The organism is Microbispora sp. H10949 (assembly GCF_014161435.1).
Lineage (GTDB): Bacteria > Actinomycetota > Actinomycetes > Streptosporangiales > Streptosporangiaceae > Microbispora > Microbispora triticiradicis.
Genome location: NZ_JABBWZ010000010.1, coordinates 307,716 through 324,676, shown reverse-complemented (window position 1 = coordinate 324,676; position 16,961 = coordinate 307,716). Strand labels below are relative to the sequence as shown.

The window sequence follows — 16,961 nt, the reverse complement described above, 5'->3', positions numbered from 1 at the left end:
CAGCGGACACGTGTTCCCGGATGCACAGGTTTCCAGGCGCTCAAGGGGTTCCCGGACGCTCAGCGGGCCCGTGGGCGGCCCGACCGCCAGTGCCGCCCGGCCCGCTCCGCCCCCCGCCCGGCCCGCTCCGCTCCCCGCCGGGGACGCGGGGCCACCGCCCGCCGCCGGTGGCGCCGTACGGGCGACGCGGGCGCGGGAAGGTCGTGGCGGCCGGAGACGAACTCCTGAATGGCGATCTTCACCCGGATGACCGGCCGGCGCCAGCGCTCCTCCCGATGGATCGCCTTGGCCATGAGGCGGGGCCGGGGCCGCCGCGCCCGCTCCGAGTAGAACCAGCGGGCCCACGGCGAGCCGGGGCGGGCCACCCGCACCGCCCCCACGTACAGCGACGGCGGCACGAACAGCCCCAGCAGGCCGCTCCAGATCTTCCCCTTGAGCAGGGTGATCACGGCGAAGACGAGGTTGACCACGAGGAAGGCGGGGGCGGTCCCGCCGTCCCAGCCGAGCGGGTGCAGCCCGAACAGGAGCAGGCCGGTGGCGGCGATCGCCACGAAGACCGCGTCGACCGAGGTGCGGCCCTCCTCCTGCCAGTAGACGTCCCGCAGGTGCAGGATCAGCGCGAACTCGTCGAGCACGAGGGCCGCGCCCACGCCGAAGACGGCCGAACTGAACGAGTACCACCCCTGGGAGACGCCCGACAGGACCAGCCCGGCCACCCCGCCGAGCAGGGTGAGCACCACCCCGAAGACCACGTGGTGGATGTGCATCTCGCCGACGCTGACGTTGCCGAACCACCGCGTCCTGGCCCTGATCAGCCGGACGTTGACCCGCGTGCACAGGAACGCCGTGATCAGCGCCACGAAGAAGCAGAACAACGGCAAACGGTGCGTGTCGACGACGCGTTCGCGAAACCAGTCGGCCATACGGCTATCCATCCCCTGGTCCCCGATGCTACGGCCCGCCTCGCAGTGGTCAGGCAACGGTCATGCGGTGCGCGCCGGACCCGGCGGCGCCCAGGCAACGCTTCACGCGGCGCCCAGGCAGTGCTCACGCGGTCCCAGGCGGCGCTCACGCAGTGCTCAGGCGAGGAAGCCGCGCAGCAGCGCGGCCGTCCCCTCCAGGTGCTCGGCCACCGCCCGGCCCGCCGCCTCGGGGTCGCCGTCCAGGATCGCGGCGGCGATGGCGGCGTGCTGCACCGCCGCGTGCTCGATGTTCGGACCCAGCACGGGGATCGCGTCGAGCAGGTCGGTGACCCGCAGCCGGGCGTCCGCGCACGCGGCGGCCAGCAGCGGGGAGCCGGTGAGCTCACCGATGGCGAGGTGGAAGGCGATGTCCCTGCGGCGGTAGTCGGCCGGGGCGGCGTCGTTCACCCCGGCCAGCCGGGCCTTCAGGGTCTCCCGCCGGTCCGGGGTCAGCTCGGTCGTCGCGAGGACCCGGGCCGCCCCGCACTCCACGGCCATCCGGAACGTCAGGGCGTCTTCGAGCTCGTCCTCGCCCATCCGGGTGAGCGCCCTGCGCAGGTCACCCTTGCGGGGGCGCGGCGGGCGGTAGACGACGAACGCGCCGCCGTACCTGCCGCGCCGTACGTCGAGGTAACCGGCTTCCTGCAGGGCCCGGATCGCCTCACGAAGGGTGACCCGGCTGATGCCGAGCCGGTTCGCGAGCTCCCGCTCCGGGGGCAGCTTCTCCCCGTGCGCGACGACACCCAGCTTGATGGCCTGGAGCAGGCGCTCGACGGTCTCCTCGAACGCGTTGCCCGCCCGCACCGGCCGCAGCAGCGACACCCCGCCCGTGAGCGCGCCGTCCGCTGCCCTGTCCACTGCCCTGTCCGCGGTCCCGGCACGCTGCCGTACGGCCGCTCTCGGCGCGGAGGCCGCGCGCGGCTCAGCGGCGGGCCGGGGGTCGGGAGCGGGGCGGGGATTGGGGGCAGGTCGGGGGTCGGGAGCAGGCGCCCGCGCCGGGGTGCTGTCCATGCCTCGCCGTCCCTCCGCCCCTTCTCCGCCCTGGCACGCCGTGCCCGCGCGTCCCGCCGTGTCCCCCGCGCGTCCCGCGTGAACAGCGGCGCGTCCACCGGGTCCTCCGCGCGGCGACGGCCCGCCACACGATCGAGGTTGGTCCCGCGTGTTGTTGACGACGAGGGGAGCAGGGTGCTTGCATGCCTTCAATGGTCTGATTCTAGACATTTGGACGGGAGGCGTCGTGCTCGCCGTGGAACGACTTCGCGACGATGTCGAGGCGGGCCGGGTCGACACGGTCCTGCTCGCCGTCACCGACATGCAGGGACGACTGCAGGGCAAGCGGCTGTCCGCGCGCTACTTCCTGGAGGAGGTGCTGGACCACGCCGCGGAGGGGTGCAACTACCTGCTCGCCGTGGACGTCGACATGAACACCGTGGACGGTTACGCCATGTCGTCCTGGGAGCGCGGCTACGGCGACTTCGTGATGCGGCCCGACCTGTCGACGCTGCGCCGGGTGCCGTGGCACGAGGGCACCGTGCTCCTGCTGGCCGACCTGGTGTGGGAGGACGGCTCGGACGTCGTGGCCTCTCCCCGGCAGATCCTGCGCCGCCAGCTCGCCCGGCTCGCCGAACGCGGCTGGACCGCCCAGGTCGGCACCGAGCTGGAGTTCGTCGTCTACGACGACAGCTACGAGCAGGCCTGGCAGCGGGGCTACCGCGACCTGACCCCGGCCAACCTCTACAACGTCGACTACTCGCTGCTCGGCACCTCCCGCATCGAGCCGCTGCTGCGCAGGATCAGGCTCGGCATGGAGGGCGCCGGGCTGTACGTCGAGTCCGCCAAGGGCGAGTGCAACCTGGGCCAGCACGAGATCGCCTTCCGCTACGCCGACGCGCTCACCACCTGCGACAACCACGTGTTCTACAAGAACGGCGCCAAGGAGATCGCCGCCCAGGAGGGCAGGTCGATCACCTTCATGGCCAAGCCGAACCAGCGCGAGGGCAACTCCTGCCACATCCACCTCTCGCTGCGGGACGCCGACGGCAGGCCGGTCATGGCGGGCGACGAGCCGTACGGGCTGTCGGAGACCGGGCGGCGGTTCGTGGCCGGCCAGCTCGCGGGGCTGCGCGAGCTCACGCTCGCCTACGCCCCCAACGTCAACTCCTACAAGCGCTTCGTGCCCGGCAGCTTCGCGCCCACGGCCGTGAAGTGGGGGGTGGACAACCGCACCTGCTCGATGCGGCTGGTCGGCCACGGGCCCTCGTTGCGGGTGGAGAACCGGGTGCCGGGCGGCGACGTGAATCCGTACCTCGCGGTCGCGGCGATGATCGCGGCCGGGTTGCGCGGCGTCGACACCGGGCTCGATCTGGAGGAGCCGTTCGGCGGGAACGCCTACGACTCCCCGGCCGAGCGGGTGCCGGCCACCCTCCGCGACGCCCTGGCCCTATGGGAGGGGTCGCGCATCGCCGAGGAGGCGTTCGGCAAGGACGTGGTCGAGCACTACGCCAACAACGCGAGGGTCGAACTGGCCGCCTTCGACGCGGCGGTCACCGACTGGGAGCTCTATCGGGGGTTCGAGCGGCTGTGAAGATAGTCAATCCGGCGACCGAGGAAGTGATCGCCGAGGTCGAGATGGCGGACACCGCCGAGGTGGACCGCGCCGTCGAAAGAGCGCGTGCCGCGTTCCCCGCCTGGCGGGCGGTCGCGCCGGGCGACCGGGCCCGGCTGCTGCGCCGCTTCGCGCGGGTCGTGGACGAGCACGCCGAGGAGCTCGCGCGGCTGGAGATCACCGGCGCGGGGCACACGGCCGGCAACGCGCGCTGGGAGGCGGGCAACGTCCGCGACGTGCTCGACTTCTACGCGGGCGCGCCCGAGCGCGACCACGGCAGGCAGATCCCGGTGCCGGGCGGGGTGGACGTCACGTTCGCCGAGCCGCTGGGCGTGGTCGGGATCATCGTGCCGTGGAACTTCCCGATGGTCATCATGACCTGGGGGGTGGCCCCGGCCCTGGCCGCCGGCAACACGGTGATCGTGAAGCCCGCCGAGTGGACCCCGCTGACCGCGCTGCGGCTGGCCGAGCTCGCCCTGGAGGCCGGGCTGCCCGAGGGCGTGCTCCAGGTCGTCCCGGGTGAGGGGGAGGTCGCGGGAGCCCGGCTGGTGGAGCACCCGGACGTACGGAAGATCGTTTTCACCGGGTCGACCGAGGTCGGGAAGCTCATCGGAGCCAAGGCCGCCGAGCAGGTCAAGCGGGTCACTCTGGAGCTCGGCGGCAAGAGCGCCAACATCGTCTTCGCCGACTCCGACCTCGCCAGGGCGGCGGAGTCGGCCCCGATGGCGGTGTTCGACAACTCCGGCCAGGACTGCTGCGCCCGGTCGCGCATCCTCGTGCAGCGTTCCGTCCACGACGACTTCCTCGCGCGGCTCACCGAGGCCGTACGCGAGGTGAAGGTCGGGGACCCGGGCGACCCGGCGTCGCAGATGGGCCCGCTGATCAGCGCCGAGCACCGGGAGCGGGTCGCCTCGTTCGTCACCGAGGCGGACGTGTACGCGCGGGGGTCGTGCCCGAGCGGGCCGGGCTACTGGTTCCCGCCCACGGTGCTCGCCGGGTCGTCCTCGGAGTCCTTCCGGCGGGCCTTCACCGAGGAGATCTTCGGCCCGGTGGTCGCCGTCGTGCCGTTCGAGGACGAGGCCGACGCGGTGCGGATCGCCAACGACACGGCGTACGGCCTGTCGGGGTCGATCTGGACCCGCGACGTGGGCCGGGCGCTGCGCGTGGCCCGGGCCGTCGAGGCGGGCAACCTGTCGGTCAACTCGCACTCAAGCGTCCGCTACTGGACCCCCTTCGGCGGCTTCAAGCAGTCGGGCCTGGGCCGCGAGCTCGGCCCCGACGCCCTGTCCGCGTTCACCGAGACCAAGAACGTCTTCATCTCCACGGAGTAGATCAATGCAGCGTTTGCAGGACCGCGTCGCCGTCATCACCGGGGCGGGCAGCGGCATCGGGCTGGCCACGGCCCGCCGGTTCGCCGAGGAGGGCGCGAAGGTCGTGGTCGCCGACCTCGACGAGACGGCCGGCGCCAAGGCCGCCGACGAGGTGGGCGGCCTGTTCGTCCGGGTGGACGTGGCGAACGAGGAGGACGTGGCCCGGATGTACCGGACCGCGTCCGAGGAGTTCGGCGCCGTCGACATCGCGTTCAACAACGCGGGCATCTCCCCGCCCGACGACGACTCGATCCTGGAGACCGGGATCGACGCGTGGCGGCGGGTGCAGGAGGTCAACCTCACCAGCGTGTACCTGTGCTGCAAGCACGTGATCCCGTACATGCGGAGGCAGGGCAGGGGCTCGATCATCAACACCGCGTCGTTCGTCGCGGTGATGGGCTCGGCCACCTCGCAGATCTCCTACACCGCGTCCAAGGGCGGGGTGCTCGCGATGAGCCGCGAACTGGGCGTCCAGTTCGCCCGCGAGGGCATCCGGGTGAACGCGCTGTGCCCCGGGCCGGTGGACACCCCGCTGCTGCGGGAACTGTTCGCCAAGGACCCCGAGCGCGCCCAGCGCCGCCTCGTCCACGTGCCGATCGGGCGCTTCGCGCGGGCCGAGGAGATCGCCGCGGCGGTCGCGTTCCTCGCCTCCGACGACGCGTCGTTCATCACCGCCTCGGAGTTCCTGGTCGACGGCGGCATCTCCGGCGCGTACGTCACTCCGCTGTAGGGGCTCGGGGCCGGGCGGAAGCGTTTCGTCAGACGAAGGGGGAGGCAGGGCATGTCCCGTCCGGTCATCGGCGTCACCTGCTACGTGGAGCCGGCGAGGTTCACCGTGTGGGACATGCCCGCGGCGCTGCTGCCGTACATGTACGTCGACCACATCGTGCGGGCGGGCGGGCAGCCGGTCATCCTGCCGCCCGCCGGGGAGCCCGCCGCACTGACCGGCCGTCTCGACGGGCTGATCATCGCGGGCGGGGGCGACATCGAACCCGCCCGGTACGGGGCCGTCCCGGCCGAGCAGACCGGCTACATCCGGAAATTTCGGGATGACGCCGAGTTCGGGCTGATGAGCGCCGCGCTGGCGGCCGGGCTGCCGTTCCTGGGCATCTGCCGGGGCCTCCAGGTGCTCAACGTGGCGCTCGGCGGCACCCTCCACCAGCACCTTCCCGCGGTCGTGGACCACACCGGCCACTCCCCCGCCCCCGGAGTCTTCGGCCGCCTCCCCGTACGGCTCTCGCCGTCACTGGCCAAGGTCTACGGCGACGAGGAGCTGGCCCCCGCGCACTACCACCACCAGGCGATCGACCGCCTGGCCGACGGCCTGGAGGTCACCGCCCGCTCGGACGACGGCACGATCGAGGCCGTCGAGGTCACCGGCGCGGCGTTCGCCCTCGCCGTCCAGTGGCACCCCGAGGCCGACGAGGACGGCCCCTTGTTCCACGCCCTCGTCGAGGCCGCCCGAACTCGCTCCTGATCGTCTGGCGGCGGTCAGTCCGCCGTCCACAGATACAGCCGCCGCCGAGGCGACGGAGCAGATCGTCCAGTTCCCCTCCGTCTACAGGTGGTCGGCATGACGGTCAGCCGGGTGGAACCACGCTCGCTCGTACGGGAAACGTGGCGAGGGCTCAGCGCTTGCGGAGTTCGCCGTCTTCTATTCTGCCTATTCTTGCGACCTCATGCGGACCGGAACCGCACATCCACACACCGACGCCGTTTCGCATGTCCGGCTTCAAACCGAGTCGATGACTGGAACACAACGGCCCTCCGCGCCGAGGCGATCCACCTCGGCATCAAATGCCTCGTCCTCTCTCAGCAGCGAGATCCATTGCGCAAACTCATCGTCGGATTCCAAACACTGCCCCTTATCCGGAAGCGGCGACCCCAGTCGCCTCTAGCAGGGGCAGTGGTTACACCTCCACCTATCACCCCAGTGCCGGCCGAGTCGGTCATGATAGCCAGAAAAATATTCATTCTATCGATTCCCGCCGAGAGGTCAGCAGCCAAAGCAGATAAGCGAGCCCGAACAGGCTGATTACGATCATGTACCACGACAGCTGGTGGCGAATGTCCACCCACAGCGCCGCCATGCCCGACAGAAGAACCAGCACTGCCACCGCGGCGCGAAGTCGCCTACCGGCCTGAAACCCGGTTCCCCTCAACCGTGAGAACACCTCATTCATCCCGGCCGCATCGGCCAACCCCAGCATCATCTCCCAGAGGAAGACTGCGGCGGTGAGGCCGAACACTATACGCACAGTCCAGAAGTCCCAGTTGCCGGCCAGTATGACGATCGAGACAGCGAATAGCAGCAGGCTCCAGTACCAAGGGGCGGAAATCGGCGCCCGAGGGGTTGCACTCGGCTCCATTGTCACTTCCAAAGGCAAGGCCAGTGCCCATCGCACCGCCCTGCCGAGCGGGACGATGAGCACTGGCGGCCGGACGATGTCAGTATCCTACGCAGACCTTCTGCGCCAGCGGCCCGCGGCCTCCCATGTATTTACGGACGGCCGCACATCGGGCGCCCATAGTCGACGCCCCCGAATATTCGTTCCAATATTTGATCGCATTTATGTAGTCGGCGAGACTCGTCGCGATATCTGAGGGCAGCTTCATGGCGACCAGACAATGCGCCATGGCGAACCTGTTGTTCCAGCAAGTCGCGGTGAAAAGGCTCCGTAGCCGCTGGGCCGCTGCACGCGGGTTCTTCAAGACACTTGTGACGGCTCCGATGACCGCCTTTATGTCCCGCAGGAATTTCCTGAGTTTGAATAGCTTCCACAGTGCTTGCCATTCGGCGGCCGCCTCCCCCCAGAACTTGAAGTGATGGAACGTGAGCTGATGAAGAGGGTGGTCGGCATAGGTCATATAGCAGTACGACCAGCTGTACAACCCGTGATCAGCCCCCCAGCAGTTACCGTCCAGGTCATAACCGTTCACCGGGTCGGTGGGATAGGAATAGGCGTTGGCGCCGCCTCCCTCGACAGGATCGGTCTGCAGAAATCGCCCGGTCGCCGGATTGTAGAGACGGACGCCCATGAGGACGATGTCGGCCACGGTGTCGCTGGCTCGTTGAGCGCCTCCCAGCCACTCGTAGCGGTCGCTCGTGTTGACCGAGCGGTCCAGACCATATTCGGTCTGTTCGGCGTAGCTGTCCACGCCGGTGGCACTACTGCTATCGGCACAGGTCGCGACCACGTCCCCGTGCAAGTTCGTGAGCTGCAACGTGAGCGTCCCGCCGCTGGTCTGCGTCGCCGCCAAACCTGTGAAGGCGGTGACGTTGCGGGTCCAGCTGCCGCTCGCCTCAGCGATCCAGGCCGGGGAGTCGCCGCTGGCCGTGTAGTGATTCGTCTGGGTGCCGGCCGAGGACGTGGTCTGGCGGATGCGGCCGAGCGGGTCGAGGGTGAAGGTCTTGGTCGTGGACGCCTGGCTGAGGGTCCTGACCATGTCACCCGCGTAGTAGCCCACGGTGACCGCCGCGCCGTTGGCCGCGGACCCCGCCGGGACCGCGGTCGTACGGCCGAAGGCATCATAGGAGTACCCGGAGTCGGTGATCCGGTCTGCCGAGTCGAAGGTATGCGTTGCGGTCGTCGGTGTGGTCGACGTGGAGCACGACCCGTCGTCGGCCGCTGGGTAGCTCAGCTGAGAAGTACGGTTGCTGTCGACATCGAAACCATAGGTGCGGGTTTCGCACGACAGGTTGTAAGTGTCGGCGACCTTGGTCAGGCGTCCGGCGGTGTCATAGGTGTAGTGCTGCAGGCTGCCGTTCGGCCCGGCCGCTTCCACCGTCCGGCCGTCGGCGTCGGGGATGGCGGTGAAGGCCAGCCAGTTCGCGCCCGACTTGGCGTAGGTGAGCGCGGTCTGCTTGCCGGTGCCATCCCATGTGCTGGTGGCGGTCAGGCCGTTCGGGTACACCTGCTTGATCAGGTTGCCTCCGGCGTCATAGGCGGCGGTGAACGAACCAATAGCGGAGACCGCGATGCCGGTGGGGACGCCGCGGCGCTCCGCCTTTCCGGCGGCGTCGGTGCCGTCATAAGTGTAGGTGTAGGTGCCCTTGCCGTCGTTCAGTGTGGCGACCCGGCCCGTCGCGTCGTACGTGGTGACAGCGGTGTTGCCGTCCGCGTCCGTGGTCGAGTACACCCGGCCCAGCGCGTCATAGGCGGTCGTGACCGAGACCCCGCCCGCGGTGGATCCGGTCTGCAGGCCGGTCGCGCTGTCGTAGGTGTATGTGCCGTCCGGCAGTGGAGTGCTGCCGGCACCAGTCTCGGTCATGCTGGTCGTGGCCATACGGCCTGCGGCGTCGACCGTGACCGTCGAGGTTCGGGTCGCCGACCCCGATGTCTCCACGGTCTGGGCGGTCTGACCCCAGTAGCCATAGGTGACAGTGGTTACGGGCAGGGTCCCGCCGCCAGAGGGGTTTGCCGCGGCGGCCGTGCGGCACACCAGTCCGGCCCACTGTGGCTTTCCGCCGCACGACGGGTACGAGGAGTTGGCGGCGGCGGTGTAGTGAGTCGTCGTTGTCGTGCCCGCGTCGGAGCCTGACGATGACGGCATACGCCGTTCGATCTCCCGCCCCGCATCGTCGTACCGCACCTTGCGGACGGTATCGGTGCCGCCCGCGACGACGGTCTTCTGGCTGGTGGGCTGGCGGAGGTCCCAGCCGGAGGGGTCGCCGGAGACTATTGGGCCGTAGCCCACCTTGTCGATGTGGATGTCTGCCGCCGCGACCGTGCCTGCGCCGTTCACGACCAGAGGCTCCACGGTTGTGGTCGTCACGAGGTGGTAGTCGGTGTCCGGGTCGGGCTTGCCCTCATCGTAGGTGTAGGCGGTGTGCTGGCGGGCGGACGCCAACGTGCCGTCGGCGAGCATCACCTGGTGGGCGGGGCCGTCACTGGTCAGGACATCCCCGTCGTCGTTGTACACCGTGACGGCCGCCAGCAGGTCGGCTCGCTCGGCGCTGCTGACGCGCCCCGCCACGTAGGCGTCCGTGGTGGATGTGGGCGCCAAAGCCTCGGTCCGGTTGCCCGCGCTCAGGTCCCACACGGCGTTGCCATCGTCGTCGTATCGCGTCGCCGAGACCTGCCACGCGCCCGCGCCGTACGCCGCCGTGTTGACCGCACGGCCGTTGACGTCCATGTACGTCAGGGAGGCGTACGGGTAGTCGGCGGCCACCGGGGCGTAGGATCCGTCGCCGGCCTGTGGCGGCACGTGCCAGGAGGGAAAGACCGCGCTGCCGGTGCGAGGCAGGTCGGTGGTCTGCGACCAGGTCGCGGCGGTGGCGCCGGTGACGTCGACAGGTGAGTTGATCGGCACGCCGTAGGAGACGGCCTGGACGATGTCGGTGGTGCCGGCCTCGCGCTGGACATCCGCCAGGCGGCCTGAGGTGTCGTAGTCGATCCGCCAGGGGTTGAGCCCCGGTGGGGTGATCTGGGAGACCCGGCCGGCTCCGTCGTAGTAGTAGGTGACGGTCAGGGTGGTGCGGGGATCGGTCACCGTGCGCAGGTGGCCGGTGGAGTCGTAGGCGTAGGTGGCGACGGTGGTGGTCTTCATCGCCGAGGTGGCGGGGTCGTAGGCGGTGTAGGAGATGGCCTTGGCCAAGCCGGTGTAGTCGCCCCAGCCACTCGACACGCCGCTCGCCGTGGTGCTCGCAGCGTAGGTGATGTCGAGTGTCTTGCAGCCGGCGACCAGGGTGGTGCAGGTGACCCCGGCGGGGACTGGGGCGAGCATCCGGCTGACCCGTCCGGAGGCGTCGTAGGTGTAGGCGGTGGTGTTTCCGGCGCCCGCCTCGTCGATCGACGTGATGGTCCACGCGCTGCCGGAGGCGCTGAAGACGGTCTTCGTCCCGGCCGTGTCCGTGTGGGTGAACTGTGTAGCCGAGTCCTTGGTCACCGTGGACCCGTCGGAGGCGTCGGAGATGCCCTTGTACATGCCGTCGGGCTGGACCGTGTAGGTCTCGGTCGAGCCGTCGGTACCGGTGAACAGCACGTACCCGGCGCCGGAGTGGTCCTCGAACCGCATCCCCGACACGCTGGAGGCTCCGGCAGGGAAGGACGCCGTCCAGCCGGGGCCGAACACTCCTGCGGCGCCCGACGCCGCGGCGGGGGCCAGGGTGGTGTGGCCGCGCGAGACCGACAACCCGAAGGCCGACACGTCGGTGGCGGAGACCGAGTAGTCGCCGGTCAGCAGGGAAACCTCGCCGGGGCCCAGTTGCTGGGTGGCGTAGGAGGAGCCGAAGGCGGCGCGCTCCAGGGTGAACTCGCGTGCGTCGGAGCACGCCTCGCCGGAGGCCTTGACGAAGCAGGCGCGCACCTGAACCGGACCGTCACCCCGGCCGGCCGCGGCCATCGTCGCCGCGACGTCCCAGTACAGCGAGCCGAAGACCGCGCTGGTTCCGGTGGTCACGGTGGTGTACGGCCAGCCGGAGATGGGGGTCGCCGAGCCCGGCACGGTGACGTGCGCCGGAGGGATCGCCGCCCAGGTTCCGCTCGCGCTGACGTCGGCCTTGTATTCGTAGCGGACCCCGGTGGCGCCGGGGGCGGCGCGGGATCCCAGCGTGACGGCGGCCTGGGTGCGGTCGCCGGCCAGCGGCGCGGTGACCTCGCCGACGCCTGCGCCGAAGCTGTAGGTGGTCACGGTGGAGGTGCGCAGCGCCATGTCGCGGGCCTTGACCGACAGCGTGTGCCAGCCCTGGGCGGGGTCGATCGTGATCGTCTTGGCGTCGCCGCCGCCGTCGTTGTCCTCGACCAGGGTCGGAGCCGAGGCGTCGTCCAGGCCCCAGTAGTAGCCCGCGCCGTCGGCGGAGGTGGTGTCGAGGGTGCAGGTCACCGGGGCGGACGCCTTCGCCGTCCAGACGCCCGAGGCGTAGTCAGGGCAGGAGATCGTGGGCGCGGCCGGGGCGGTCATGTCGACGGTGAAGTACCGGTAGGAGGAGTAGTCGCGGGAGTAGTCGGTGCCGTCGTAGCCTCTGGCCCGCCACCTGTAGTGGTAGCCGTCGACCAGCTTGCCCGACGGGACGGTCACCGTGCCCAGCTCGCCCTGCAGGATCCCGGTCACGCTGCCGGTCCACACGCTGCCGGTGCCCTCGGCCGGGTAGCTCGGGTCGTGCTCCAGATAGAAGCTGATCGTCTCGGTGTCCCACTCCCCGTCCCCGACCATGCCGGTCAGCGTCGGCGTGAGCGAGGTGACGAACGTGCCGCCGTTCGTGCCGCCCGCCGAGGGGTTGACGGTCAGGTGGTGCGGAACGGTCGGGTAGGAGTTCCACTGGATCGACAGCCGCGGGCCGTCCGCGCCGACGGTGTTCTCGGAGGAGCGGTACATCCGCCAGTTGGTGGCCTGGGTCTCCGACACCGCCCGGACCTGCAGGCCGTAGTTCTCGGTCGGGTGGTCGGTCCAATACTGCACGATGTCCTCGCTCGACCACAGCATGTCGTGTTCCGGACAGCTGGAGTCGTACCCGTAGGCCTGGCTGGTGTTGTCCACCATCCCGGTCGTGGTCGAGGTCGGGTGGTTCGACTGCGTCAGCGTGGACGACGACCAGGCGGAGGTGACCCGCTTGACCCGGATGCCCAGTCCGGCGGCCACGCCGCCGCAGGCGTTGGCCTTGTAGTTCGACAGGTACAGGTCGGCGTTCATGATGTGCTTGCTGATCAGCCCGCCGAGCTTGAACTGCAGGTAGGTCCGGGCGGTCTTCGTCCCCGACCCGAACCGGCCCACGTGCAGCCAGGTCGCCGAGGTCGCCGAGTTGGGGTAGTCGTCGGAGACGAAGGTGTCGGTCTGCAGGGTCATCTGCATGTACGGGTCGATCGTCACCGGGTACGTCACGTCCGGCGCGTTCAGGAAGTCCATCGACGGCTTCAGCACCAGGACCGGGCCGTCGGAACCCTTCTCGATCGCCGAGCCGACCTCCGACCGCTTACCCGCGTCCGGGGAGTCGGCCGCCGCCGCGTCCCACATGTGCGGCGGCGGCGCCGCGGCGACCAGGTCACCCTTGCCCTTGCCGGCGTTGTCGACCAGCTTCAGCCGGTTCCTGGAGTCCTTGGACAGATCGGCTCCGGCCAGCTCGACCGGCAGCCGGATCTCCACCGGCGCGGTCGGCTTCTGCTTCAGCACCACGTAGTGCACGAACCCCCGCGGCTGCGCCTGCACCACCAGGTCCGCGCCGGGCGCGATGTTCGCCCACGTCGCGGTGTTGCCTGAGACCTGCGGCCTGCCCAGCGCGGTCGGCCAGCGCACGCCGATCCGGTGCTCGTCCTTGCCCGACCCCGTGACCAGCTCGGCCAGCGGGCCGTCACCACCGGCCGAGATCTCCACCTGCGCCCCGGCCGCGGCCGCCTTCGGCTCCAGATGGCCGTTCCGCTCCACCAACGTGGTGTCCACCGGCGTCCACGCGCCGTTCTGCTTCACGCGCACCGGACCGGCGAAGATCTCCGTCCTCGCCGAGCCGTCCGGCAGATAGACCGTCGTCGAGTCCTCCGTACGCGCCGACAGGTCCTCGACCGGAGAGTTCTGCAACCGTGCCGTCAGCGCCGCCGACGTCGCGTCGGGACGCTCGGAGACCGGAGCCGGGGATGCCGGCGCCGCCTTGGCCACCGGCGCGGCGACCGCGGGCGGCACCACCAGCAGGGCCGCCACCATGGCCAGGCCGGTCACCACCGCCCTGAGCCGTGTTCGTCGCTTCACCTGCCGATTCCGAGCGGTGACAGCGAGCATCTGCCGAAGAGGGGGGATCATATCGACGCTCCACAGGCCGGGGGCATACGCGCCAGACGCTACGGATCATCGACATACAACCAACACATTTTCGACCTACGTCACCTATCCCGCCTCCGTGACAGCCGTGGGCGGGGCCAGAGCTCACCGGCACCCTGCACGAAACGACATCAAGTGTGCAGAAAAAGACAAGACACTTATGTCCGTTCCTTGCATGCTGATTTCAGCGGACACCGGGGAAGCCGTCGAAGCGAAAACCGCTCACTAGCCGCCATGCGCGAGGGGGACCGTGCTGTACGCGCTGCTTGGACCGTTCCTGGCCTTCGACGTCCAGGGCGAGGTCATCGCGGAGCTCACGCCGAGGCAGCGGCAGCTCCTGGCGTTGCTCCTGCTCAACGTGAACATCGTCATGCATCGTGACAGGCTGATCGACCTGCTGTGGAACGGTCGTCCGCCCGACTCCGCCCGCCGCAATCTCACCACCTACATCGCGCGCCTGCGCCGCCTGCTCTCCCCTCGCGAACCGGCGAACTCCGCGCTGCGGACGGTCGGCAGCGGCTATGTCCTTTCCGCACCCTCGGACTCCGTGGATGTCGACAAGTTCAATTACCTGACAATGCACGGAAGAACGGCCCGGGACAATCGCGATTACCACGATGCGGCCGAACTGCTGGGCGACGCCCTGCGGTTGTGGCGGGGCGACGCCCTGCTCGATCTCAGGCGCGTCGACGCACTCGCGGTGTGGGCCGATCGGCTCGACGAGGACCGGCGCACCGTCACCGAGGACCTGTTCGACGTACGGCTGGCAGCCGGGCAGCACCACGAGGTCGTCAGCGCCCTGGCCCAGTGGGCGTCGACGCACCCGCTGCGTGAACGCCCTCACCGGCAGCTCATGCTCGCCCTGCACAGATCCGGTCGCACTCATGAGGCGTCCATGGCCTACCAGCGCCTTCACCGGACTCTCGTCGACCAGATGGGCGCCGGGCCCGCTACCGGCACGCGGACCCTCCACCAGCGCATCCTGGCCGGCGACCCGGAGATCGGCGCGTCCCTCGCCTACGTACCCGCTGTCGGGTGAAGCACCACGCGCCCGTCCCCGGTCCAGCCGCCGAGGGAAATGGAACAGCTTGACCAGTGTGAGCGCCGTGGCCCCGGCCCTCGGCGGCAGGTCGAGGGCGACACCGAGCGCGCGCAGGCACGAGGTGCGACAGGAACGCGCCCGCGGCCAGTGAGTACAGGCTCCACAGAACGACGCGCACGCGGGAGTCGCCGGCCGTATCGGCGTCGGCGTCCTCCCGCGTAACCACCACCCAGATCAACCACGCCTGCGCCGCGAGGTCGCCGCGAGCACGAGCGCAACGGTGACGGGAGGTCCGGGAGGGCGACCTCGTGGGACCGGGTGGCCAGGCGTTCGTCCGGCCCCGGCAATCATCGCCCGGTGGGGATCCCACTTGCTGCCTTTTTGCACCGCCTCATGGCGAATCCCGGTGATGTAACCGATTTCATAACATGCACGTGCATGTTCGCTGGGCATTCATGACTTTACGGAACGCAATGCCGAGTGGCCGACAACACATCTACGGGCGGCCGGAAAACGCGTAATTTTGACGAATGAAGGCGGGGAGAGATATCGTCAAACGCCGATCAAAGCCGCCGTCGTCGGCGCGTTCACGCTGCCTTGCGCGAGGGGAACCGTGTTATACGCCGTGCTCGGACCGTTTTCGGCCATGAACGACCGAGGAGACGCCATCGCCGGCCTCGCCGCGAGACATCGGCAGCTCCTGGCGCTGCTCGTCCTTAATGCGAATATCGCGCTGCACCGGGACCAGCTCACCGCACTACTGTGGAATGGCCGTCCCACTATTTCGGCGCCGCGCAATCTTACCACCTACGTCGCCCAGGTGCGGCGGCGGCTCTCCCCTCGCGACCCCGGCCTTTCTCCGGTCCGTACGGTGAAGGGCGGATACCTTCTTTCCGTCCGGCCGGGGTCCGTGGACGTTGCAGAATTCAACCAATGGGTGGCGCAGGGCAGAATCGCTCGCGAGAATGGCGATTACCACAATGCGGCGCGGTTGTTCGAGAACGCGCTGAGCCTGTGGCGGGGCGACGCCCTCCTCGATGTGCGGCAGGTCGACGGGCTCCGCGTGTGGGCCGAACGGCTCGACGAGGATCGGCGGGCGGTGACCGAGGACCTCTTCGACGTACGGCTGGCGCTCGGGCACCACCGCGAGATCGTCGGCGGCCTGGCCCAGTGGGCCACCCGGCACCCGCTGCGCGAACGCCCCCACCGGCAGCTCATGCTGGCCCTGCACCGCTCGGGCCGGACCCACGACGCCTTCGCCTCCTACCAGCGGCTGCGCCGCACCCTGGTCGACCGCCTCGGCACCGAGCCGTCCCCCGACACCCAGGCCCTCCACCAGCGGATCCTCACCGGCGACGCCTTGAGCGCCTTTCCCGCCCGTGGCCGCACGACCCCCAGGGGTATCACTCCGAGCGCGAACTAGGTCACCCAATGTGACAGAAGACCTGCGCGTGACGCTCACCTACAGTGACAATATGGCTGTGCTGACGATCGAGCTTGATCCGACGACCGAGCAGATCCTTGCCCGGCTGACGGCCGACGGACGGTCGGCGACAGACGTGGTGCGCGAGGCCATCAGGCTCGCCGACCGCCTCCGCTGGCTGGAGCAGGCCCGCGCGGACGCGGAGAGACTTGGCAAGGACCCGGACGACCTGGCCGAGATCCGCGCGATCCGCCAGGAGCTTGGGCATCCGGATGCGTGGTGACGTCTACCGGCTGCGCGCCCCTCGTGGGGCCGTCGGCCACGAGCAGCGTGGTGAACGGTTCGCGATAGTGCTGCAGTCAGACGGTTTCGCCCTGTCCACTCTCGTCGTCGCCCCCACCTCGACCAGCGCGGGCCGTGCGGTGTTCCGGCCGGAGATCGAGGTGGAAGGCAAGACGACACGGGTGCTCGTCGACCAGCTCAGCGCCGTGGACGCCACCCGGCTCGGCGACTTTTCCGGCCGCCTCGACCCTTACGAGATGCATGAGATCGACATCGCGTTGCGCGGCTTCCGCTCGGCCTGTTCTATCGATAGCCCGGCGCTGATGGTTTGGGCGGACACCGTGGGTGCGGCAAAGCGGGCGACCCGGCAGGTTACGAGGACGGCGGCGAACCACTAGGCTGGCAGCGCACCGATCATCCCGTGCGGGAGAGCGTCCTGGCAGCCGGTCAGGGCCCCTGAAGGAGCAAGCCCTCCCCGCGAACCTCTCAAGGCAAAGGACCGCGCGGGCCAGGTGACCTCTGGAAAGAA

The 16,961-nt window shown here is 69.6% G+C and carries 13 protein-coding genes and 1 riboswitch; of the genes, 8 read left to right on the top strand and 5 right to left on the bottom strand.

From position 1 onward, the window contains the following. Window positions 1-59: 59 nt before the first annotated feature. Window positions 60-923 carry a hypothetical protein gene (locus HHX40_RS26565; protein WP_259403939.1) on the bottom strand — a complete coding sequence of 288 codons (864 nt, stop codon included), beginning with the start codon at window positions 921-923 and terminating at the stop codon, window positions 60-62. Between the two features lie 156 nt (window positions 924-1,079). Beyond that, window positions 1,080-1,820, bottom strand: coding sequence for a FadR/GntR family transcriptional regulator (locus tag HHX40_RS26560; RefSeq protein WP_310738292.1), 741 nt, complete (start codon window positions 1,818-1,820; stop codon window positions 1,080-1,082). Window positions 1,821-2,208: 388 nt separating this feature from the next. Here HHX40_RS26560 and HHX40_RS26555 point away from each other — a divergent pair, with 388 nt between their 5' ends. The 4 genes from HHX40_RS26555 to HHX40_RS26540 are packed head-to-tail and all read left to right on the top strand — an operon-like array spanning window position 2,209 to window position 6,414. Then, entirely contained in the window at window positions 2,209-3,546 is a 1,338-nt protein-coding gene (locus HHX40_RS26555) for a glutamine synthetase family protein (protein ID WP_182882783.1), read from the top strand. A gap of 44 nt (window positions 3,547-3,590) precedes the next feature. Continuing rightward, window positions 3,591-4,898 (top strand): aldehyde dehydrogenase family protein, encoded by a 1,308-nt coding sequence (locus tag HHX40_RS26550; RefSeq protein WP_259403968.1) that lies wholly within the window; start codon window positions 3,591-3,593, stop codon window positions 4,896-4,898. A 4-nt stretch (window positions 4,899-4,902) separates the two neighbouring features. Further along, window positions 4,903-5,667: a 3-oxoacyl-ACP reductase gene (locus HHX40_RS26545; protein ID WP_182882753.1), complete on the top strand. Its 765-nt coding sequence runs from the start codon at window positions 4,903-4,905 to the stop codon at window positions 5,665-5,667. 51 nt (window positions 5,668-5,718) lie between these two features. After that, window positions 5,719-6,414, top strand: coding sequence for a gamma-glutamyl-gamma-aminobutyrate hydrolase family protein (locus HHX40_RS26540; protein WP_182882752.1), 696 nt, complete (start codon window positions 5,719-5,721; stop codon window positions 6,412-6,414). A 255-nt stretch (window positions 6,415-6,669) separates the two neighbouring features. Here HHX40_RS26540 and HHX40_RS37165 read toward each other — a convergent pair whose 3' ends face one another. From HHX40_RS37165 to HHX40_RS37900, 3 genes are all read right to left on the bottom strand, one after another. Next, window positions 6,670-6,792 (bottom strand): hypothetical protein, encoded by a 123-nt coding sequence (locus HHX40_RS37165; RefSeq protein WP_259403938.1) that lies wholly within the window; start codon window positions 6,790-6,792, stop codon window positions 6,670-6,672. Between the two features lie 115 nt (window positions 6,793-6,907). Further along, entirely contained in the window at window positions 6,908-7,369 is a 462-nt protein-coding gene (locus HHX40_RS26535; RefSeq protein WP_182882751.1) for a hypothetical protein, read from the bottom strand. Window positions 7,370-7,385: 16 nt separating this feature from the next. After that, window positions 7,386-13,616, bottom strand: a complete 6,231-nt coding sequence (locus tag HHX40_RS37900; RefSeq protein ID WP_182882750.1) for a DNRLRE domain-containing protein — start codon at window positions 13,614-13,616, stop codon at window positions 7,386-7,388. A 319-nt stretch (window positions 13,617-13,935) separates the two neighbouring features. On the opposite strand from HHX40_RS37900, the gene HHX40_RS26525 reads away from it, so the two are divergent. From HHX40_RS26525 to HHX40_RS26510, 4 genes are all read left to right on the top strand, one after another. Then, window positions 13,936-14,724 (top strand): AfsR/SARP family transcriptional regulator, encoded by a 789-nt coding sequence (locus HHX40_RS26525; RefSeq protein ID WP_182882749.1) that lies wholly within the window; start codon window positions 13,936-13,938, stop codon window positions 14,722-14,724. Between the two features lie 649 nt (window positions 14,725-15,373). Next, a complete protein-coding gene (locus HHX40_RS26520; RefSeq protein WP_182882748.1) occupies window positions 15,374-16,150 on the top strand; it encodes an AfsR/SARP family transcriptional regulator in 777 nt (258 codons plus the stop codon). Between the two features lie 10 nt (window positions 16,151-16,160). Next, window positions 16,161-16,433 carry a hypothetical protein gene (locus HHX40_RS26515; protein WP_208868344.1) on the top strand — a complete coding sequence of 91 codons (273 nt, stop codon included), beginning with the start codon at window positions 16,161-16,163 and terminating at the stop codon, window positions 16,431-16,433. Continuing rightward, window positions 16,423-16,830 carry a type II toxin-antitoxin system PemK/MazF family toxin gene (locus tag HHX40_RS26510; RefSeq protein WP_182882747.1) on the top strand — a complete coding sequence of 136 codons (408 nt, stop codon included), beginning with the start codon at window positions 16,423-16,425 and terminating at the stop codon, window positions 16,828-16,830. Before HHX40_RS26515 ends, HHX40_RS26510 begins: the two co-directional genes overlap by 11 nt. 16 nt (window positions 16,831-16,846) lie before the next feature. Then, window positions 16,847-16,944: riboswitch (glycine riboswitch) on the top strand. Window positions 16,945-16,961 lie beyond the last annotated feature (17 nt).